Source organism: Staphylococcus petrasii, from assembly GCF_002902565.1.
In the GTDB taxonomy this organism is placed as follows: Bacteria; Bacillota; Bacilli; order Staphylococcales; family Staphylococcaceae; genus Staphylococcus; species Staphylococcus petrasii.
The window spans coordinates 57,480-80,598 of sequence record NZ_PPRC01000010.1; the positions used below are offsets into that span (position 1 = coordinate 57,480).

Annotated in this window: 17 protein-coding genes; 2 read left to right on the top strand and 15 right to left on the bottom strand. The window is 35.1% G+C overall.

The genetic code is table 11. The features are described from left to right. Positions 1–151 precede the first annotated feature (151 nt). The gene (locus tag CD127_RS02515) at positions 152–1,042 is read left to right on the top strand and encodes a fructose bisphosphate aldolase (RefSeq protein ID WP_103365640.1); all 891 of its coding nucleotides are present in this window, start codon (positions 152–154) and stop codon (positions 1,040–1,042) included. A 207-nt stretch (positions 1,043–1,249) separates the two neighbouring features. Here CD127_RS02515 and CD127_RS02520 read toward each other — a convergent pair whose 3' ends face one another. The 13 genes from CD127_RS02520 to betB form a co-directional block, all read right to left on the bottom strand. Further along, complete coding sequence (locus CD127_RS02520) at positions 1,250–2,425, bottom strand: FAD-dependent oxidoreductase (RefSeq protein ID WP_103365641.1); 1,176 nt, start codon at positions 2,423–2,425, stop codon at positions 1,250–1,252. A 21-nt stretch (positions 2,426–2,446) separates the two neighbouring features. Further along, on the bottom strand, positions 2,447–3,025 hold the full coding sequence (locus tag CD127_RS02525; RefSeq protein WP_103365642.1) for a PadR family transcriptional regulator: 579 nt from the start codon (positions 3,023–3,025) through the stop codon (positions 2,447–2,449). Positions 3,026–3,244: 219 nt separating this feature from the next. Further along, positions 3,245–4,096: a class I SAM-dependent methyltransferase gene (locus CD127_RS02530; protein ID WP_103365643.1), complete on the bottom strand. Its 852-nt coding sequence runs from the start codon at positions 4,094–4,096 to the stop codon at positions 3,245–3,247. A 178-nt stretch (positions 4,097–4,274) separates the two neighbouring features. Next, entirely contained in the window at positions 4,275–5,714 is a 1,440-nt protein-coding gene (locus tag CD127_RS02535) for a 6-phospho-beta-glucosidase (RefSeq protein ID WP_103365644.1), read from the bottom strand. A 134-nt stretch (positions 5,715–5,848) separates the two neighbouring features. Then, positions 5,849–7,339 (bottom strand): L-lactate dehydrogenase (quinone), encoded by a 1,491-nt coding sequence (lqo, locus tag CD127_RS02540; protein ID WP_103365645.1) that lies wholly within the window; start codon positions 7,337–7,339, stop codon positions 5,849–5,851. 282 nt (positions 7,340–7,621) lie between these two features. Further along, entirely contained in the window at positions 7,622–8,452 is an 831-nt protein-coding gene (locus CD127_RS02545; RefSeq protein ID WP_103365646.1) for a pyruvate, water dikinase regulatory protein, read from the bottom strand. Positions 8,453–8,456: 4 nt separating this feature from the next. Beyond that, positions 8,457–11,081, bottom strand: coding sequence for a pyruvate, phosphate dikinase (ppdK, locus tag CD127_RS02550; RefSeq protein WP_103365647.1), 2,625 nt, complete (start codon positions 11,079–11,081; stop codon positions 8,457–8,459). A gap of 505 nt (positions 11,082–11,586) precedes the next feature. Next, positions 11,587–13,179 carry an acyl-CoA synthetase MbcS gene (mbcS, locus tag CD127_RS02555; RefSeq protein WP_103365648.1) on the bottom strand — a complete coding sequence of 531 codons (1,593 nt, stop codon included), beginning with the start codon at positions 13,177–13,179 and terminating at the stop codon, positions 11,587–11,589. Between the two features lie 166 nt (positions 13,180–13,345). Beyond that, a complete protein-coding gene (locus tag CD127_RS02560; RefSeq protein WP_103365649.1) occupies positions 13,346–13,819 on the bottom strand; it encodes an antibiotic biosynthesis monooxygenase family protein in 474 nt (157 codons plus the stop codon). A gap of 49 nt (positions 13,820–13,868) precedes the next feature. Continuing rightward, positions 13,869–14,084: a sterile alpha motif-like domain-containing protein gene (locus CD127_RS02565; protein WP_103298861.1), complete on the bottom strand. Its 216-nt coding sequence runs from the start codon at positions 14,082–14,084 to the stop codon at positions 13,869–13,871. 124 nt (positions 14,085–14,208) lie between these two features. After that, complete coding sequence (locus tag CD127_RS02570; RefSeq protein ID WP_103365650.1) at positions 14,209–15,387, bottom strand: amidohydrolase; 1,179 nt, start codon at positions 15,385–15,387, stop codon at positions 14,209–14,211. Between the two features lie 139 nt (positions 15,388–15,526). Continuing rightward, positions 15,527–17,233 (bottom strand): choline dehydrogenase, encoded by a 1,707-nt coding sequence (gene betA, locus CD127_RS02575; RefSeq protein ID WP_103365656.1) that lies wholly within the window; start codon positions 17,231–17,233, stop codon positions 15,527–15,529. A 139-nt stretch (positions 17,234–17,372) separates the two neighbouring features. Beyond that, positions 17,373–18,863 (bottom strand): betaine-aldehyde dehydrogenase, encoded by a 1,491-nt coding sequence (betB, locus tag CD127_RS02580; protein WP_103365651.1) that lies wholly within the window; start codon positions 18,861–18,863, stop codon positions 17,373–17,375. A gap of 263 nt (positions 18,864–19,126) precedes the next feature. Here betB and cudC point away from each other — a divergent pair, with 263 nt between their 5' ends. Then, the gene (gene cudC, locus CD127_RS02585) at positions 19,127–19,681 is read left to right on the top strand and encodes a choline uptake/conversion transcriptional regulator CudC (RefSeq protein ID WP_103365652.1); all 555 of its coding nucleotides are present in this window, start codon (positions 19,127–19,129) and stop codon (positions 19,679–19,681) included. A 36-nt stretch (positions 19,682–19,717) separates the two neighbouring features. On the opposite strand, the gene CD127_RS02590 is transcribed toward cudC, so the two are convergent. Continuing rightward, on the bottom strand, positions 19,718–21,340 hold the full coding sequence (locus CD127_RS02590) for a BCCT family transporter (RefSeq protein WP_103365653.1): 1,623 nt from the start codon (positions 21,338–21,340) through the stop codon (positions 19,718–19,720). A 344-nt stretch (positions 21,341–21,684) separates the two neighbouring features. After that, positions 21,685–22,977, bottom strand: coding sequence for an anaerobic C4-dicarboxylate transporter family protein (locus tag CD127_RS02595; protein ID WP_103365654.1), 1,293 nt, complete (start codon positions 22,975–22,977; stop codon positions 21,685–21,687). Between the last annotated feature and the right edge of the window lie 142 nt (positions 22,978–23,119).

Consider the following 23,119-nt stretch of genomic DNA (forward strand, 5'->3'; position numbering starts at 1 on the left):
TTTTTGAAAATCAATTCATAAAATAGAACAATTTATTGAACTATAAACTGTGAATTAAGAATTTTCAATAAATATAAGTTATTTAGCTTGAGAATGTAGGTGATTTTTATCATAATAAATATGAAAGTTAATTAAAGGAGTGGAAAGAGTAATGAATAAAGAACAATTAGAAAAAGTATCTAAAGGAAAAGGATTTATCGCAGCATTAGACCAAAGTGGCGGTAGTACTCCTAAAGCTTTAAAAGAATATGGTGTCAATGAAGATCAATACAGTAACGATGACGAAATGTTCCAACTTGTACACGATATGCGTACTAGAGTTGTTACTTCACCTTCATTCTCTGCAGACAAAATTTTAGGTGCGATTCTTTTCGAACAAACAATGGATCGCGAAGTTGAAGGCAAATATACTGGCGACTACTTAGCTGATAAAGGCGTTGTTCCTTTCTTAAAAGTCGACAAAGGTTTAGCTGAACAACAAAACGGTGTTCAATTAATGAAACCTATCGATGATTTAGACGATACTTTAGACCGTGCGGTTGAACGTCATATCTTCGGTACTAAAATGCGTTCTAATATCTTAGAATTAAACGAACAAGGTATCAAAGACGTTGTTGAACAACAATTTGAAATCGCTAAAAAAATCATTGCTAAAGGTTTAGTACCAATCATCGAACCTGAAGTTAACATTAATGCTAAAGACAAAGCTAAAATTGAAGAAGTATTAAAAGATGAACTTAAAAAAGGTTTAGATGCTTTAAACGATGATCAATTAGTAATGTTAAAATTAACTATCCCAACTAATGCTAACTTATACAAAGAATTAGCAGATCATCCAAATGTTGTACGTGTGGTTGTATTATCAGGCGGTTACAGCAGAGACGAAGCTAACAAATTATTAAAAGATAACGACGAATTAATCGCAAGCTTCTCACGTGCATTAGCAAGTGACTTACGCGCTAATCAATCACAAGAAGAATTCGATAAAGCATTAGGCGAAGCAGTAGACTCAATCTACGACGCATCAGTAAATAAAAATTAAGGTGCGAAGAAAAGCGCTTAGGTCGCGAGCAATAACTAGCTATGAGCAAAAATCGTTCTTTGATTTTAGCGATTAGCGTATTATTGTCGAACGACCTGCTTTTCGTAGCCCGTTTATCATTCCGGCGAAGTTCAGTTATTACTTCGCTCGAAAGTAAGTAAATGCCGACTGGTTTAATTGGACCAGCCGGCATTTTTAATATCTATCTTATTGTTTTTGTGCTTGATGTTCTTCAAACAACTCTCCTATTTGATTAAAGAAATCTCCAAATTTTTGTGCTGCGTTGTCGCTAAACATTTCTTCTAAATTAGCTTGTGATTCTCTAGCACTTTGTTCAGACGCCTCATACATTTGTGCTTCATATTCCTTCAATGCACTTTGTAAATCTTCATTATTTTCAAGGGCTTTAGCCAATAAATATGCATCGTAAAATGCCATATTCACGCCTTCACCAGCAAATGGACTCATTAAATGTGCAGCATCTCCAATCAATGTGAGATTAGATTGATTATCCCATTTGAAACCGATTGGTAATTTATAAATACGACGTAATAATAAATCGTCACCTGCATATTCGATATATTTTTTCAAATCTGCATCCCAATCACTAAAATCTTTCAATAACTGTTCTTTAATTTCTGTTTTATTCATTGCTTTAAATTTATCAAATTCGTCATAATCCATTTGATAAGACATATAAACTTTAATGCGTCCGTCACCATTCACTTGGCCTAATATCGCTTTATTGTCACCGAATGCCATCATTTTACCGTTTTTGTTAAATTTAGCTAAATCAGGATGTTCATTATAGACATCTTCCACATTCAATTCCACCATTGAAATGCCATTATATTCTACATCTACATCTGCTAAATATGGTCTCACTTTTGAAAAGGCTCCATCAGCCCCAATGACAAAATCAAATGTTTCTGAACTATCATCACCAAATGTAACTTGAATTTGGTCATTGTCTAAATGAGTTAATGATTTAAATACTTTATTATATACGACAGTTTCTTTATCTAATCTTTCAGCAATGATATCGCATAACTCACCACGGTCTATTTCAGGACGACCACCTTCAACCTCAGGATCTGCTGTTTCTTCATAATACACATTACCGTCTTTATCTAAAACGCGTGTGTCCTCGCCTTCAAAACGAGCAAGTTCTTTAAATTTATCAATTACACCTGTTTCTTTTAAAGGTAATTGGCCACTTTCTTCATGAATATCTAAAGATCCACCACGGTCTGCATTGACATCTAAGCCAGCTTTTTCAAATATTTTCACGTCAAGCCCTTGTTGTTGTAATAATAGCCCTAACATTAAGCCACCAGGACCTCCACCAATAATACCAACATTTTTTACACCTTTAATATTCATTTCCATATACCCCCAGAAGAATTATTTATAGATTTTTTCTAATTTTTCTTTCGTTTCTTCAATTAATGCATCTAATTCTTTTTTCTTTTCTTCATCTTGTAACGCACTTTGGCTAGCTTTCATAAAGCCATGAAAGACTTCTTGTAATTGCTCACGAGAAGCTTTCATTTGTTCAAAATCTACATTTTTGAATTTTTCTAAGCGTTGTGTAAATTCATCTTGGTCCACATTTTCTTTTAAAAATTGTTTACCTTCATCTGTAATAGTATAAATTTTTTTGTTACCTTCTTTAGAAATTGATACGAATTCTCTATCTTCTAACATTTGTAAGATTGGATAAACTGAACCTGGACTTGGTGAATAAAATCCTTTAAAACGTTCTTCTAAATCTTTAATAATTTGATAACCATGACGTGATTCTTCTTCTAACATTTTTAAAATAACAAATTGTAAATTTCCTTTTTTGAAAAATCTGTCACGTCCACCTCGGCGTCCACCGAAACCACCAAATCCTTCGAAACCTCTAGGACCTTTACCTCCATCAAATTGTTCAAATCTTTGCATACCTTGTCTCATATTTTGCATGTGTCTTCTAAACATCATATTAATCACCTTTTCTTAAATTATTATTTAATTACTTTTTCGATATATCGATATAATAAACGATATATCGTTATATGTAAAGCGATATATCGAAATAAATTTCTAAAAAATAAATACTGCTCCAACAAACCTTGTCAGAACAGTATTTCAACACTCATTATTTTTTATTTCTTTATCCATTCTTGAAACCAGATAGTATTTTTTATTTAATCTGTACTACACATGAATTAATACTTTTCCAAATTTACCGCCAGTTACGACAGGGACGTTATCGCCATATTTATCTCGTAAATATTGTTCAACACTTGTAAGTTGTTGTTCATCTAGTTCAACTTCAACTTCTTTTAACCATTGAGGCAATTGTTGCATAACATCATCAATCGATTTGTCATTATGTTGTGTATGACGTTCGATCAATGTTTCATACGTATAATCATTAAAATATAGTAACTGAAGTAAGTAATACATATCCGCTGTCATTTCCTGACTTTCTACCCCTAAAAATGCTACAACTTCATCAACGATAGAATTCTCTTTAGGTCCTGCGATTAAACTTACATAAACATATTTCTGAGCAATATCGATTGCCTTCTTAACCGCTTCCCATGTCGTTACTGCAGGGCACATTGAGGCAAATACTAAGTCATGAGTACCTATGTCTTCTACACTCATATCCTCAAATGATTGGTTAATCGTTGCTACTTCTACACCATAGTGTTGGGCATTATCTTTCAACATGTCATGTAATATAGGCGATGGTTCTAAGCTTGTAACTTTAGCGCCTCCTTTCGCAAACGGAATACTAAACACACCCGATGCTGACCCTACATCTAAAATACTTAAATTACTAAATGAATCTGTTTGTTTTTCAACCCAGTCCATAATGCGTTTTGTACGTTTTTGACTTTCTTCAGTAAATGAATTTTTATTAAAGTTTTCTGCCCACTTTTCAAATCCAGGCGCATGGGGGTCACCTAAACCTGCACGTTTCATTCTTTTATCTTGAGTATTTTCATCATTTTTCCAAGCTTCTTCCCAGAATTGATTGCTAAAAATTTCTTTTTGCATGAGGAAACTCCTTTGTCAGATTATATATGTCTATCTTACCCTCCCATTTATTGTGCATAAACTCATTTGCCTATTATTGAAAAAAGCTTTTAATCACTCTAGAGTAGGATAACTTCTCTCTCTTAAAAGTGATTAAAAGCTTAGTTTTTATTCCACGATATCTAATAAAATTTTAAAATTATAGTTCTTCGCCATTTGATTCAATAACTTTACGATACCAATCAAATGAATCTTTCTTCGTACGTTCTAATGAGCCATTACCTTCATTATCACGATCAACATGAATTAAACCATAGCGTTTTTTCATTTCACCAGTTGTGAATGACACAATATCAATAATACCCCATGGTGTATAGCCCATTAATTCAACGCCATCTTTATCTACGGCATCAATGGCTGCTTCAATATGTTCACGTAAATACTCGATACGGTAATCATCATGAATGTTGCCATTTTCATCAAACTCATCTACTGCTCCAAATCCATTTTCAACAATAAATAAAGGAATTTGATAACGATTATATAAAGCATTCAATGTATAACGTAAACCGATTGGGTCAATTGCCCAACCCCAATCACTCTTCTTAATATAAGGATTGTCCACTGAATTTGGTAAACCACCATTAATGATATTATCTTCAACGCTTGCTTCATTATCATGTTTAACGACGGTAGACATATAATAACTGAAACCGATGTAATCCACTTTACCATCACGTAAAATTTCATCATCGCCATCTTGCCATCCGATATTGAAGCCTTCACGTTCAAACATCTTCTTAGCATAACCTGGGTAATAACCACGCGCTTGCACATCTGGGAAGAAGAAACGCATACGGCTAGCTACTTCAGCCTCCATAATATCTTGAGGATTACAGCTATATGGATAGATTGGTACGTGAGAAATCATAGCCCCAATTTCAAATTCTGGATTAATTTCTTTCCCAATTTTAACCGCTTTAGCACTAGCAATTAATTCATTATGTGCTACTTGGTATAACACTTCTTCTCGATTATCATCTTCCGTTAGTGACACACCTGAGTTTGTCCATAAGAAGATAGGATTATTAATATCCATTTGGTTATTAATTTCATTAAATGTCATCCAATATTTTACTTTATCTTTGTAACGTTTAAATACAGTTTCTGCAAATTGGGCAAAAAAGTCTGCCACTTTACGATTTCTAAAACCACCATATTCGCGAGCTAAATGTAACGGCATTTCAAAATGTGAAAGTGTGATGACAGGTTGAATATCATATTTTAATAATTCATCAAATAAATCATCATAGAATTTTAAACCCTCTTCATTAGGTTCAGTTTCATCACCATTTGGGAAAATACGTGTCCAAGCAATTGAAGTTCTTAAACATTTCAAGCCCATTTCACTAAATAGTTTCACATCGTCTTTATAACGATTGTAGAAATCAATCCCTACGTGGTTAGGATAATACTTACCAGGTTCTACGTCTTGCGTAATTTCACGTGCCTTACCATGCGCACCTGCAGTCATTACATCAATAACACTTAAACCTTTACCACCTTGATCATAACCACCTTCAAATTGGTTTGCTGCTAAAGCGCCACCCCATAAAAAATCTTTCGGTAATTTAGACATCATTAAAACCCCTCTATTTTTTTCTTTAAATATATCAAATAACTATGGATTATAATAACAATTACTAAAATAACTCTTATATAAAAAAACTGCTGACAAAATTAATCTTTATCAGCAGTTTAATCATTATGATATTACTTTTCGTCGTAGAAACCTAATTGAAGATCTTTAGAAGTTTGACGACGTGTTTTTCTCATTAATTCAACATCATTAATTAATGATTCGCCATAAGAAGGAATCATTTCTTTAATTTTAGCGTTCCATCCGCCAATTTGCTCTGGGAAGTTCTTTTCAAGCACTTCTAACGCAACTGATACTGATGTAGAAGCCCCTGGTGATTCACCAAGTAAAGCAATTACAGAATGGTCTTCAGAATTAACCACTTCTGTACCGAATTGGATAAATCCTTTACCTTCTTTTTCAGTATCTTTAATAACTTGAACACGTTTACCTGCAGTGTATAATTCCCAATCTTCATCACGAGCTTCAGGGTAGAACGTACGTAAGTGGTTCATACAACCTTCTTTAGTCATGATGATTTGGTCAAATGAATATTTAAGTAATGGTAAGTTTTTAACAGCTGCAGCTAACATAGTCGTAATATTGTAAGGTTTAACAGATTTAAATAAATCTAAGTTTGAACCATTTTTAAGGAATTTAGGACCTACATTTGCGAATGGTCCGAATAATAAAGTTCTTTCACCTTCAATATAACGTGCATCTAAGTGAGGCACTGTCATTGGTGGTGTGCCTGGTGGCTCTTTACCATATACTTTAGTATCATGTTGTTCAATCACTTGTGGGTTAGTACAAGCTAAGAATTGTCCTGTAATTGGGAAACCACCTAAATTTTTACTTTCAGGGATGCCTGTTTTTTGTAATAAAGGAATTGCGGCACCGCCAGCACCGATAAATACATAATCAGTTTCTTCTTCGAATACATTGCCAGTTTTGCGGTCTTTAATTTTAACTGACCATTTACCGTTAGATAAGCGTTCAAAGTCTAATACTTGATGACTATATTTAACTTCAACATTGTCGTCTTCTTCTAAGTGTTTCGCCATTTTACGAGTTGATTCACCGAAGTTAACGTCAGTACCTTCGTCGATTTTACTAGCAGCCATTTTGCCATCATCAACGCGGCCTTTCATCATTAATGGAATCCATTTTCTCATTACTTCGATGTCTTCAGTATATTCGATGTTATCGAACATAGGCGCTTCTTTCATCGCTTCGTAACGTTTTTTCAAGAATTTTTTATTATTAACACCTCTAACAAAACTAATGTGAGGTAGAGGATTAATGAATTCTCTTGGGTTCTCAATATGTCCTGCTTTTACTAAGTGACCCCAGAATTGTTTAGAAATCTCGAATTCTTCGTTGATTTCTTTCGCTTTTTCGATATCAATTGATCCATCTGGTTGTTCTACAGTATAGTTCAATTCACATAATGCAGCGTGACCAGTACCTGCATTATGGCGTTCGTTAGAACTTTCAAGACCTGGGCGATCCATACGTTCATAAAGCTTGATATTCCAATCAGGCTCAAGCTCGTTTAACATTGAACCAAATGTTGTACTTAGAACACCAGCACCAATTAAAATCACACTTTTTGATTCTGACATGGTTGTACACCTCTTCAAAGTTATTTAATTAACAATTTAATAAACATTACTTACTCTCCCTATGTTTAAGTAACATTTAATTGTAAGAATTGTTTGTTAAGCCTTTCACTACTATGTTAAAACAAATATGGTAAATTGTAAATCTAATAAACTTAAATAAAATTATAATCTAATATATTCTTGATTTAATATATTTGCTTTCAATTAATTCTATTAAAAGGAAGGCGCCCAATTGCCTCAATGGCAATTGAACGCCTCTAATCATCTTATCTATTTCCTACTTTATAATTTAGGTTGTAAGAACTTTTCAATATAAAAAGCAGATTCTTCAATGGATTTATATTCTGTATTAATCACGGTCGCATTTAATTTCTTAAATACTTCTTCCGCATATGCAAGTTCTTTCTTAATGCGATCAAGATTGTTATATCGTGATTCACTTGATAATCCTAGTGTTTCTGCACGATTTTTACGAATATTCGCAATGTACTGCGGGCTTGCTGTTAATCCAAACACTTTTAGTCCTTTTTGTTTATAGACATTATCTGGAATGTTAATTTCTGGCACTAATGGGATATTCGCAATTTTGTAGCCCTTATTCGCTAAATACATACTTAATGGTGTTTTAGATGTACGAGACACACCAACAATTAGCGCATCCGCTTCACCTATATCGGTAAAGTGTTTACCATCGTCATATTTAACTGAATACTCAATCGCTTCAATACGTTTGAAATATTCTTCATTCAGTTTACGTAAGGCTCCACTTTCCATTAGCGGTTCATGTTTCGTAACCTTTTCAATAATACTAATTAAATCAGACATGTAGTCGACATAAGGAATCTCATGTTCACGCGCAAATTCATGACCTAATGCATTGAACGATTCACTTACAAGTGTTGTCGCAACAATCGCGTGTTGTTCGCGCGCTAAATTTAAAATATTTAAGAATTCTTCTTCATCTTTAATGTAAGGAAATTTCTTAATTTCGACATTTGTTAAGTCTGGAAATTGCGTTAAAGTCGCATGAATCATACGTTGTGCTGTTTCACCAATAGAATCAGATACTATAAATAACTTTAAAACTTGTTCATTAGATTGCGTTTCGTCCACATTATTACTCGCTTTCCTCCACTTGACTCTGAGCTGTTGCTAAAATTGCACCTGGCACACGGAATGGTGAACATGAAACATAATCGATAGCTAATTGATTGAAACGACGAATTGACTTCGCATCGCCACCTAATTCACCACATACGCCAATTTTAATATTAGAATTTACTTTTTTCGCTTGTTCGACTGCAATTTCGATTAATTTGCCAACACCGTCTTTATCCAATGTTTGGAATGGGTCAAGCTTCAATATATTACTTTCAGTATACACATTTATGAATTTACCTGCATCATCTCTAGAGAAACCATATGTCAATTGTGTTAAATCGTTCGTACCGAAACTGAAGAAGTCACAGTGCTGAGCTAATTCATCTGCCACTAAGCATGCACGTGGTGTTTCGATCATTGTACCGATTAAGTAATCGACTTTATCGCCTTTCTCTTCTTCCAATTTCTCAATTGTTTTCACAAGTTTATCTTTTAATGTTGTAAACTCTTCCACTGTTGATACTAATGGAATCATAATTTCAGGTTTACATGCTATACCCTCTTTTTTAAGTTTTAATACGCTACCCATAATAGCTTCAACTTGCATTTCGTATAATTCTGGATATGTGATAGCAAGACGACAGCCTCGGTGTCCTAGCATTGGGTTCACTTCATGTAAGTCTACAATACGTTTATTCAATGTTTCTTTATCAATATTGAGTTGTTGTGCTACATTTTCAATATCTTCATCCGAATTTGGCAAGAATTCGTGTAACGGTGGATCAAGTAAACGCACAATCGTAGGGCGTTCTCCTGATAATCGGAAGATTGCTTCAAAGTCTTCAATTTGATATTTGCGAATATTATTCAATGCTTCTACGCGTTGTTCATATGAAGATGACAAGATGAAACGACGCATCTCAACAAGACGTTCCGCGCCAAAGAACATATGCTCAGTTCGCACTAAACCAATGCCTTTCGCATTAAAATTATAGCCCGCTTCAATATCTTGAGGTGTTTCAGCATTCATGCGCACATCTAAGCGCGCAACCTCTTCAGACCATCCCATAAAGTTCGCAAATTCTTCACTATGCTCTGCACTTACCGTTTTGATTTCGCCTTGATAAATATCCCCGTTAGCGCCGTCGACAGAAATTGTGTCGCCTTCATGTAACTCGCCACCATCGTAATAAACCGTCTTAGCTACAGTATTGATTTCTAAATTAGAACATCCTGTCACACAACATTTACCCATACCACGTGCTACAACCGCTGCATGAGATGTCATTCCGCCATGTGTAGTTACAATCGCTTCACTTGCTACCATACCTTCGATATCTTCTGGCGATGTTTCTGGGCGCATTAAGATGACTTTCTTGCCTGCGTCAGCTTGTGCTTTCGCATCTTCAGCTGAGAAGACGATTTGTCCTGTTGCTGCACCTGGACTTGCTGGTAAGCCCATTTTCGAAATAGCTGTCGCTTCTTTTAAAGATTTTTCATCAAAATTAGGATGCAATAACTGATCGATAGATTTTGCTTCTACTTTCGTAACCGCTTCTTCTTTAGTAAGTAAGCTTTCTTCTACTAAATCAACCGCAATTTTAATCGCAGCACGTGCTGTACGTTTACCATTACGCGTTTGTAATAAATACAATTTACCATTTTCAATCGTAAATTCGATATCTTGCATATCTTTATAGTGCTTCTCTAATTGTTTCGTCACATCTACGAACTCTTGATGGACATCTGGCATTTGGTCATGCAACGTTGAAATATCTTTCGGCGTACGGATACCCGCAACCACGTCTTCACCTTGCGCATTTAATAAGTACTCACCAAATAATTTATTCTCACCTGTGACTGGATTACGCGTAAAGGCTACCCCTGTACCACTGTTATCACCACTGTTACCAAAGACCATCTCTTGGATGTTTACTGCAGTACCGATATCATGCGGAATATCATTTAAATCACGGTAGATACGTGCACGGTCGTTGTCCCAAGATTTAAATACAGCTTCAATCGCTTCTTCCAATTGTTTTAATGGTTCTTGTGGAAAAGGTTTATACACTTCTTCCACATAAATTTCTTTGAAACGTTCACAAATTTCTTGTAATCCCTCAGCTGTAATCGCAGCATCGTTTTCAAAGTTATGGCGTTGTTTGTATTCTTCAAAGTATGTATCAAAGGCTTGCATTGGCACGTTATAAACAACTTCACCAAACATTTGTAATAAACGTCTGTAACAGTCATATGCGAAACGCGCGTCACCTGTTTTCTCTGCTAATTTCTTCACGTTGTCATCATTTAAACCTAAGTTAAGAATCGTATCCATCATACCAGGCATTGAAATTTTCGCCCCACTACGTACAGATACTAATAATAAATTGCTATCTGAAGAGAATGTTTTACCCGTTCTCTCTGAAAATGCCGCAAGATGATCAACCAATTGCGTTTTAACTTCCGTCGATAGCGATTGACCTTGGCGTAAATACTCAATACACGCTTCCGTCGTAATTGTAAAACCATCAGGCACAGGTAAACCTAAACGTTTCATTTCAGAAAGGTTTGCCCCTTTACCTCCAAGCAAATCTTTCATCGATTTTTGTCCTTCATCAAAAGCATATATATATTTAGTCATATATGTCACCTCAATTAATTATTATGTCATACTAATTATTTTAAAGTATGTCATATAATTAATTTGAATACAAATAAAATCATATTCATTTAGCAAACGTTTACAAAAAAGACACAATTAACGCTATATATTAGCGTACGGTTTTGTATACATACCACTAACATATAGACATTAATTGTGTCATACTATTTCTTAATATTAATTTATACTGAACTATATTTTTCAAAATAAAAACACCCCTATGAGTATTCATAGAGGTATCTTGTTAATTTAGTTTAGTATTTTTTAGGATTTGATAACTGATAAAACAGTAATGTTAATGAACTTAAGTACTTACACACTTAAATAAGTAGTTCTAAGATGAATAACGAATGACGTTGCGCGACTCTTGGCGGAAAAGAAAGAGCCTCAAGACTACAGGCTTGAGCCTTTCCCGCAAGAAAGCGTCGCAACAAAATGAGTAACAATCATCTAAGAACTACTTTTAAAAAAGGGCTCTACTGTTCTATTCACCATGTTCTGCGCGATATTTCTCAACTTCTGCATCACGTAATTCTACACGACGAATCTTACCTGAATTTGTCTTTGGTAAATCTTCCACAAACTCAATAGCACGTGGATATTTATACGGAGCTACTTCTTGTTTCGCAAACGTTTGTAATTCTTTCACTAACGCATCATCGCCAGTATAACCATCTTGTAAAATAATAAATGCTTTTACAATATTACCGCGAATAGCATGAGGACTGGCTACAACCGCACATTCTTTTACAGCTGGATGATTCGTTAACGCGTCTTCTACTTCAAATGGTCCAATTGTATAACCTGAACTAATGATGATATCGTCACGACGACCTTCGAACCAGAAATAACCATCTTCATCAATATGCGCTAAATCACCTGTGATGTAATAGTCGCCAGCTTGTGCTGCTTTGGTACGTTCTTCATCTTTATAATATCCTTTGAAAAGTCCTGGGAAATCTAATGGCAATGCAATATTACCTTTCACATTAGTATCCACTTTATTACCATCGTCATCTACAACAGTCACGTGACTTCCTGGAATTTCTTTACCCATTGAACCTGGACGTGGCTCCGTATCTTTTAAGAAACCGATAAGTAAAGTACTCTCAGTTTGACCGTAACCATCACTTACCGTTAAGTTAAAGTTTTTACGGAATTGTTCTACAACTTCACGGTTTAACGGTTCCCCAGCTGATACAGCACTATGCAGATGCTCTAAATTATAATCTTGTAAATTACTTAATTTCGCCATCATACGATATTCTGTTGGTGTACAGCAAAGCACATTAATTTTAAAATCTTGTAATAATTCTAAGTAACGTGATGGGTTGAATTTACCATTATAGACGAAAGCAGTAGCGCCTGAACCCATAATAGATAAGAATGGACTCCATACCCATTTTTGCCAACCTGGTGCAGCCGTTGCCCACACTAAGTCATCTTCTTTGATGCATAACCAATGTTCTGGTGCCATTTTCATATGTGCGTAACCCCAGCCATGAGAATGTGTTACAGCCTTAGGATTGCCTGTTGTACCAGAAGTATAAGATAAAATAGCAATATCGTCTCTAGTCGTGTCAGCCATTTCTAGTGACGTACTTTGTCCTTCTTTTTCATCTTCAATACTAATCCAATCCGCTTCGTGACCATCTACAATAAATTTAGTTAAGCTATCATATTCTTTAATGTTTTTAAATTCTTTAACGAAATCTGCTTTAGCAATAACAGCATTAATTTCCCCATGCGTAATACGATATTGTAAATCTTTCGTTCTTAACATTTCAGAACTTGGAATAATCGCAATACCTAATTTTAATGCTGCAATATAAAGTTCATACGTAATAATTGAGCGTGGCATCATAATTAATACTTTATCGCCTTTTTTTAATCCATGTTTTAAAAATACGTGCCCTACTTTATTCGCATTATTGATTAATTCAGAATATGTAACGGTGATAGGTTCATCGATTCCATTTTTATAAATCAGTGCTTTTTTAGTTGCATCTGAAGCGTGTTTCTCAATTTCCGAAACAATGTTATACGTTTCCGGTGCAAGTAAGTTTGAATTCTTCATTTTAAACTTCCTTTCCCTTCTCATTCGTTCTACCTTTTCAAATTCTTTAACGCATTAAAATATACCACTTATGGTAATGATTTTAAATAGTACCGCCTTTATAAATTAAAAAGATTAAGTCCCTAACCCTTTAATGACAGGTTTTAAGAAACTTAATCTTATCATGTTAAAATATATCAGTTACATCTATCGTATCTTCCAACCCAGCCAACTCAATACGTACATTATATGATAAATCGCGATTCACTATATCGTAATCTGCACCTTCTTTAGTGCCACGTTTTTTATGCGTTTTACTATAAGCTTCAGAGTTCTGCCAATCGTAAAAAGCTTGGCGATCTTCCCATAATGTCAAAATAATGTAATGACGATGTGCAACGTTAGGACGTAAAAAGCGTAAAGCTTTAAATCCTGGTTCATCTTGCAAGTATTTAGGACGTTCTAAGAATTTCTTTTCAAATTCTTCTTCCTTACCGTCATTAACGAATAAATGATTTAATACACAAAATGAGTCGTTAGATAATTCATTAATTTCTTCTAAAATAGTATAGTTCTGTGTGTCATTATTTTTTTGAATAGTCATTAATTGATTATCTACTTCTTCAATTACATATGTTTTATAACTGTCTTCTAAAATCATGTCTGTTATTCCTTCATTTCTAAACTAGTATTAAGCTTTTAATATCTTTCTAGCTTCGACCTTGTTGTTCATATAAAGAAATTGAGCGTTTTACAATTTCCAAAAATTCATGATCTGAAGTCGGAAAGTTTATAAAATAATCTAATATATTATCTGAGAGACGTTCTTGCTTTGGAAATGACTGATCTTCATTAATCCAATGTGCAAGTTCACCTAACGGGGTTTGGTCGTCCACAAATCCTTGCATAAAATCATAAAAACTCATTATCTCACCCCAGTATTCCAATATATATTTATACTATCATGAACGATATCCTTAAAACTAGAGGTTCAAGAGAGACAGTTTTACTGAAACTGTAGATTAGCACTCATTTTTATCCTGCACTTACTTATGAATTTAAGTAATCTAATACAACTGCGCCTACCGCTTCTGCTGCCACAAGCATAGATGATTCATCAATTCTAAATTTAGGATGATGGTGAGGGTAAGCTTTACCGTCTTGAGGTGCTGCACCTGAGTAAATAAATGTGCTTGGTAATTCTTTCGCATAAAACGCAAAGTCTTCAGATGGCGGTTGTGCTTCACATTCTTCGACACCTTTAACATCTGCTAAGTCTGCATTTTCAATTGTTTCCGCTACGTATTCAGTAAACTCTGGGTCATTATATAGAGCTGGATAGTCTTTACTGAATTCAAAGTCGCATTTAACACCAAACGTTGCTTCAAGTCCTTCAACCAAACGTTTAAGTTCTTCTTCAATACGATCACGTGTAGCATCTGTAAGTGCACGGACATCGCCTTCAAGTACAATTTTATCTTTAATTACATTGAATTGCCCTTTTCCATCAAAAGAACCAATTGTTACTACGCCAGTTTCAAAAGGATTAAGTCGACGTGAAACCACAGTTTGAGCAGTAGTTACAAAGTTAGCACCGGCTACAATCGCATCGTTCGCTGTATGAGGTGATGAGCCATGGCCACCTTCACCTTGCACCGTTAATTTGAAATATGAACGGCCTGTTTGGACATTCTCTGAGCGATAATACACTTTACCAGGTTCCATATTCGTCATAACGTGTGTGCCTAGTACATGGTCCACGCCTTCTAAAACGCCGTCTTCAATCATGCCTTTCGCACCACCAGGAGGCATTTCTTCTGCAGGTTGGTGAATAACAATAACTTTACCTTTAAATTGGTCTTTCATTTCAATTAAAGTTTCTGCCAAAATAAGCATGTATGCAGTATGAGCATCATGACCGCACGCATGCATCACGCCATCATTTTTAGATGCGAAAGATAAACCTGTATCTTCTTGAATAGGAAGTGCATCAAAGTCAGCACGAATAGCGATTGTTTTACCTGGTTCACCACTATCAATCGTAACTTTCACACCATTCTCGCCAACATTTGTTTCCACCTTACAATCTTTATCTTTGTAAAAATCAGCAATGTATTTAGGTGTTTCTTCTTCTTTAAATGAAAGTTCTGGATGTTCATGTAAATGACGACGAATTTCAATCATGCGTTCTTCTTTATCTTGCAAACGTTTCACTAAATCTTTTGTCATCTCTCGTCCACTCCTTCTTTTTCCCTTTCCTTCATTATATGCCTTTAAAAAATAAAAATGTTGTTGCACGTTTTGGAGTAGAATTCCTATTAAAAAAGACATGTTCTACTCATTCATAGAACATGTCTCGAAAAATTATTTAGTGTTTATAATATGGATCAAATTCCATTGCGCCTGCTTTTTCATCACTTACGCCATTTTTATAATAATCAACATATTGTGGTTCTAATGGTTCTCTACCACGAATAATGTCTGCCGCTTTTTCAGCAAGCATAAGCACTGGCGCATGAATATTACCATTTGTTGTACGAGGCATAGCTGATGCATCAACCACACGTAAGTTTTCCATGCCATGTACTTTCATTGTTAATGGGTCTACTACTGACATTGGATCTGTAGCAGGTCCCATTTTCGCACTACATGAAGGGTGTAACGCTGTTTCGCCATCTTTACGTACCCAATCTAATATCTCTTCATCAGTTTGAACAGATGGTCCTGGTGAAATTTCGCCACCATTATATGGATCCATTGCTTTTTGAGATAAGATATTACGTGCTACTCTAATCGCTTCAACCCATTCTTGTTCATCTTCTTTAGTTGAAAGATAATTAAACACAATACTTGGTTTTTCAAATGGGTCTTTAGATTTAATCTTCAAGCTACCTCTTGAGTTAGAATACATTGGTCCAACGTGCACTTGATATCCATGTGCTACAGGTGCTTTTTGACCATCATATCTTACAGCAATTGGTAAGAAATGGAACATTAAGTTTGGATAATCCACTTGATCATTTGATCTTACAAATGCGCCGCCTTCAAAGTGGTTAGAAGCTGCTGCACCTTTACGTGCAAATATCCATTGTAAACCAATCCAAGGCATACGTTTTAAATCTAAACTAGGTTGTAAAGATACTGGTTGTTTACATTTATGTTGAATATAAACTTCTAAGTGGTCCTCAAAGTTTTCCCCTACACCAGGTAAGTGCATACGTGGTTCGATTCCTTTAGATTTTAAGAATTCAGCGTCACCAATACCTGATAATTGTAATAATTGAGGTGTATTAAATGCACCACCTGATAAGATAACTTCTCCAGCATCAACAGTATGGTATTTACCATTACGTTTGAAAGTTACACCTGTTGCTTTATTACCATCAAAGTGAATTTCAGTAACAAACGCACGTGTTTTAACTGTTAAATTTTTGCGTTTCATCGCTGGATGTAAGTAAGCTCTAGAAGCCGATACACGACGACCATTATGTACTTGACTGTCAAATGGTCCAAAGCCTTCTTGTCTATAACCATTTACGTCTTTTGTTTTGTGATACCCCGCTTCTACACCTGCATCAAAGAATGATTTAAATAATGGGTTAGTCGCAGGTCCTCTTTTTAATTTGATAGGTCCTTGATGACCTCTATATTTATCATATGGTGCAGCACCATATGTTTTTTCTAAACGTTTAAAATATGGCAAGCAATGCGCGAAGTCCCATGTTTCCATACCTTCTGGCTCTGCCCAACCTTCATAATCCATTGGATTACCACGTTGATAAATCATACCGTTGATAGAACTTGAACCACCAAGCACTTTACCACGTGCATGGTCTACTTTACGTCCCATATGTGGTTCTTCTTCAGTTTCATAAATCCAGTCATAAAAACGATTACCTGAAGGGAACATTAATGCTGCTGGCATTTGAATGAATAAGTCCCAAGGATAATCACTACGACCCGCTTCTAATACAAGCACATCTTTATCCTTGTCTTCTGTCAAACGGTTACCTAGCACCGAACCAGCGCTACCTCCTCCGATAATTACGTAATCATAAAATTTATTTTTACTCATAGTCATCTTCGTCCTCCCTTAAAAAATGTTCTTTATATCTATGTTGAATTTAAGTTCGATACGTTACTCTACTTTGTTCAAATAAACGGGACCGCATGACATCACAGCTTCTACGGTCCCTCCATAACTTTATTTAGCTTTACTTGCTGAAGAAATTCACTGGCTCTGGATTTGTATTAGTTAAGATATGTTTAGTAACTAAGTACTCTTCTAAACCTTCTTTACCTAATTCACGGCCAATACCTGATTGTTTGTATCCACCCCATGGTGCTTGTGCAAAGTAAGGATGGAAATCATTGATCCATACTGTACCTAATTTAAGTTTATTAGCTACTCGTTGCGCTTTTCCTAAGTCTTTTGAAAAGACAGCCCCAGCTAAGCCATAAATAGAATCATTTGCTAACTTAATCGCTTCTTCTTCGCTATCGAAGCCTTCAACAGTAACAACCGGGCCAAATACTTCTTCTTGCACAATACGCATTGAAGTATCGCAATTAGTAATTACTGTTGGTTCAAAGAATAAACCATCTTTTAAGTCGTCTCTGTCAGGACGTTTACCGCCAATCGCAATTGTTGCGCCTTCTTCTTTAGCAATGTCCATGTATTTTTCAATTTTACTGCGGTGCTCAGTTGAAATAACTGGACCCATTTCAGTATCATCGTCAAAGCCATTACCTAGTTTAATTTTTCCGACACGTTCAATTAAGGCCTTTTCAAAGTCATCTTTAATATCGTTATGCACTAAAATACGTGACCCCGCTGAACAAACTTGACCGGCATGGAAATAACCACCATTTAATGCTTGGTCTACCGCTAATTCAAAGTCCGCATCATCAAAAATAATATTTGGATTTTTACCACCAAGTTCTAATGCGACATTAGTTACGTTATTAGCAGCATTCTTCATAATGTGTTTACCTGTTTCAATACCGCCTGTGAATGAAACTAGGTCCACTTCTTTATGACCTGAAAGTGTGTCGCCAACTTCTTCACCACTGCTTAGAACTAAGTTGATAACGCCTTTAGGGAAACCTACTTCTTCCATTAACTCGAACACACGAATTGTAGTTAATGGAGTGATTTCACTAGGTTTCATAACTAAAGAACAACCAGTTGCTAATGCTGGCGCAATCTTCCATGATGCTTGTAATAATGGATAATTCCATGGTGTAATTTGAGTTACTACTCCTACTGGCTCTTTTAATACTTTACTTTCAGAATTTGGAATTGGCGTATTAATAATTTCGCCGCCATCTTTATCTGCTAACCCTGCGAAATACGTAAATACATTCGCAATGTCATCCATATCTGCATATGATTCTTCTAATGTTTTACCAGTATCTAATGTTTCTAATTTTGCTAATTCATCACGATTTTCAGTGATTTTATCTGCAATAGCTCTAACTTTTTTACCTCTGACTTCACTTGTTTCTAATGACCATTCGCCATCTTCAAAAGCACGACGCGCTGCTAAGATTGCTTGTTCAGCGTCTTCAGCAGTGCCTTCAGAAACAGTAAAAATAACTTCTTGGTTATACGGATTGATAATATCTCTCGTATTTTTATTTGAACTTTCTACCCATTCACCATCTATATATTGACGATTAGACAATTTACTTACAAGTTCCATCAAACGACCTCCGTTAAGTTTGTTAAATTTTTATTTAACGAATTTTACAAATTTATCCTAGCATATATTTTATACCCTTGCAAACGTTCTTATTATCACCATTTTCTTACTTTTCTTGAAAATGAAGTACCAAAAATGCTAATAATAGTAATGCAATTTTGAAACTTTTTATAAAACACTTTATAATAATTGAGACTTAAAAAATGGACGTAAATATTAATTTATTTTCGTAATATTTAATATGCAATAAGGGAGGTGCAAACATGGCACGTTCTAAAAATTATGATCAAAAAATTGAAGAGGCCAAAGATTTAGTAATTAACTCAATTGGTGAAACCATGGACTTGTACGGTACAAACAGAAGTGTAGGTAACTTATATGGCACTATGGTTTTTGAAGGAAGTATGACACTAGATGAAATGCGTGAACAATTACAAATGAGTAAACCAAGTATGAGTGCAGGCGTTAAAAAACTGCAAGAGTTCGACATCGTAAAACAACAGTTCACTCGTGGTAGTCGAAAACAACATTTTATTGCTGAAAAGAACTTTTTTAATTTCTTTCGTAATTTCTTTACTCAAAAATGGGAACGCGAAGTCGATACTAATTTAGAAGCAGTAAATAAAGCAGAAGCACTTCTTCAAGAAACATTACAAAACGAAAATTTAGATGATGAAGCAAAAGCAGAAGTTGATAAAATTCAAGCGCAACTTAACCATACAAAACAATATTGTAAATGGTTAGAAAATTTAAGTAATGCGATTGAAAGCGGCCAAATCTTTGAACATTATCCAATACCAGAAGATGAAGAAAAATAAGCTAGAGGATGTCAAAATCCTCTAGCTTATTTTATGTTATAAATTATCGTCTTCTGGCTTTTCTTTAACTTGAACAATCCTTAAAGAACGACGTTCGATTTCTTTATGTTTATCAGCACGTGTTTCGAGTTTAATCCTATCTCTATTCAACGTGATAACAAAGGATATCATCATAAAGATAAATATCACAATAAGTGGCACACTTGCTAAAATTGAAGCCGTTTTTAAAACTTCAAGTGCACGCTCCCCACCTACTAACATTAATGAGAATGGTAATAAGCATAAAGCAAATGCCCAGAATAAACGGTTTGCTTTTAATGGTTCACCAATGACTTTCTTTTGAGATGCGGCAGCTAAAATATATGAACCAGAATCAAATGTAGTTGCTAAGAATAAGAATGCTGATATTAAGAATAAAACAATAGTTAATGTAGGGAATGGTAATTGATGCATAACTTCTATAATTGTAGCTTCTGTACTATGCGCATTTAAGAAGCTAATCACATCAAATTGCCCTGAAATTTGTAAATAAACAGCATAGTTACCGAAGATACCAAAGAATAATAGACAACCTAAAGTACCATAGATAATTGTTCCTAAGATAACTTCTTTAAGACGACGACCTTTTGAAATACGAGCGATGAATAAACCGATAAATGGTGCATATACTAACCACCATGACCAATAGAATATTGTCCAATCTTGTGGGAAGTGCGTTTCTTTACGCCCTTTTATGCCACCAAATGGTTCCATCCATGTTGCCATATGGAAAAAGTCCCTCATCATATTACCGAAACTAGTAATTGTAGTTTCCATGATAAAAATTGTTGGTCCTACGATAAATACGAATGCTAATAATAAGAATGATAGCCATACGTTTACGTCACTAAGTTTTTGAATACCTTTTTTCAAACCAGTGTAAGAACTGATGGCAAAGATGACTGTAATCGTTAGTAAGATAATTGATCGCATGACCATATTTTCTCCATCAATACCTGTAAGTCTTTCAATACCAGCTGAAATCATAGGTACACCTAGTGCTAATGATGTTGCCGCCCCGCCAAGTAAGCCAAAGATAAATAAGATATCTACTAACTTACCTACAAATTTATCTGTTTGACCTTTTAATACTGGACGACATGCCTGACTAATTTTATAAACAGGTTGTTTTTTTACGAATACTAAATAACCGATTGGTAATGCTGGCAATACATATATTGCCCAGGCAATAGGTCCCCAATGGAACATGCCGTATTGTGTTGCATATGTAAGTGCTTCATCTGTCATTCCTTTTGCGCCATTCGGTGGAACTTGGTAATAGAACGCCCACTCTATAACGCCCCAATATAAAATGTCTGAACCAATACCGGCACAGAATAGCATTGATGCCCAACTAAAATTATTAAATTCTGGTCTATCTGTTGCTTTCCCAAGTGTTACATTTCCGTATCTTCCAAATGCGATGTATAGTACAAAGAATAATATAGCTAAGCCCATGAATAAGTAAACTGAACCGATTGAATTTGAAATTGCACTGTTAATATCAGTAATTACCTTTTCACTTGCATCAGGAAATACCATCATCGGTATAACAGCGAATAGTAGTACAATCACCGTCCCTATGAAAGTCGGCCAATCCATAATTTTCTCTTTTTTCAATGATGCTCCTCCTCTAATAAATTTTGCTGATTTTATGGGTATTATATATTTTGACGATATCTAATATTAAATAAAAATGCAAATTCCATTCAAATTAATCAGTTTAATTTTTTGAATAAATATATATTTACAATATATTTATAAGCTCCCCAAATTGCCACAACAACAGTGTTAAATTTACACTGAACGTATTTAACAAATTTTACAATGCATTAAAAATGAATATTTATAACTAATATATGCATTTATATTTATTTTCATTTTTTATGAAACAATTTATTTTTCAATCAAAAAAAGACTATCAAGTTCTTACTCTTAAATAAGAACTCAACAGTCTTAAAAGTTTAATATCCTAATATCATTTTAAGCGTAAATCCGACGATGACTGAAACGATAACCGCGAAGAAGCCTGGAATAATAAAGCTCGTTGGTCGTGTTCGCCCCGTTTCATCTAAGCTAACCGCAAAGAGTATCGTTGGTTGCGCCGGAATAACAAAGTTAACATTTAATGTTTGAACCATCGCAACAAAGTACATTGGTGGAATCCCCATGCTCATCACAATTGGTACCATGATTGACGCAGTAGCCGTTTGGGAAATAACAATCATCGCGACCACAGCTACTAAGATGATTACTAACCATGGTACAGATTGTATGGTTTTGCCGATGTCATCTCTAATAATTTTTAAGTTTTCAGGCGCGTTAAAGATAGTTGCCCCTAGCCAACCTGGTCCTAACACGGCGAAGAGTGCACCGATAGCTGATTGCGTGATGTTAGAAGATAGAATATCGCTTGTATTAATTTTCTGTAGCAATAAGTTAACTGCCACACTTAAATACATAAAGAATTGCACAATTTCAGTCATTGTGAGCGCTACTTCTTTACCGTCAACTTTGAAAGTAGGCATTAATTCAGGGAAGATACCAAATGTTAGAATCCCTACGACACATAATAAGAACGCTACGACACCAATTTTTACTTTTTTTGAAAATGAAGGCGCCACTTCAACGTCAGGTGTATGTGCTATTTCACTCTCAGTTACTGCCGTTTTACGTCCTACAAAGGTACAAAAAACACTTAACAGTAACATCGTAATAATAGCAGTTGGGAGCACAATACTTAAGTATTGGCCCATAGAAATACCATGCCCGGCCATAACTGAAATAATGTATGCCGTCGCAGAAGCTGCAGGACTACATAATAATGCTAAATTCGCTGTCAGCACTGAAGCCGTTAATGGACGTTTAGGCTGTATATTCGCTTTAACTGCCGTTTTAGCAATAATCGGTTCTAATGATAAGGCAATATTCGCCGTCCCTACGCCAAATACGAATAGAAAGACAATGATTGGTGCGATAAAGATAATTGATCTAGGAAATCGTTCGATAATTTTTGAAGCAAGATAGACTAGATAGTCTATGCCTCCTGTAGCTTGTAAGGTACCACCAGCGATACCAATTGATAAGATGATTAATACTGCAGTAACGGGCGCTGACCCCGGAGGTAATTGAAATCCAAATATCATGATAAGTTGCGCGACGATGGCGAAGATACCACACCCTAAAGCCCCAGCAGTTCTAAGCCCTAGTAATATGGCCAATATCATGATGACAATTTCTACTACAAATAGTAGCATGATGAAAGCTCCTAACTTTTCTGAAAATTATTGTGATTTTTTTAACATACATATTTTAACACTTTAATATGCCAAACGTATATAACTATACTAATTTTTAAAAATTAACTTTATTATAAATGATAATGATTATCAATTATAT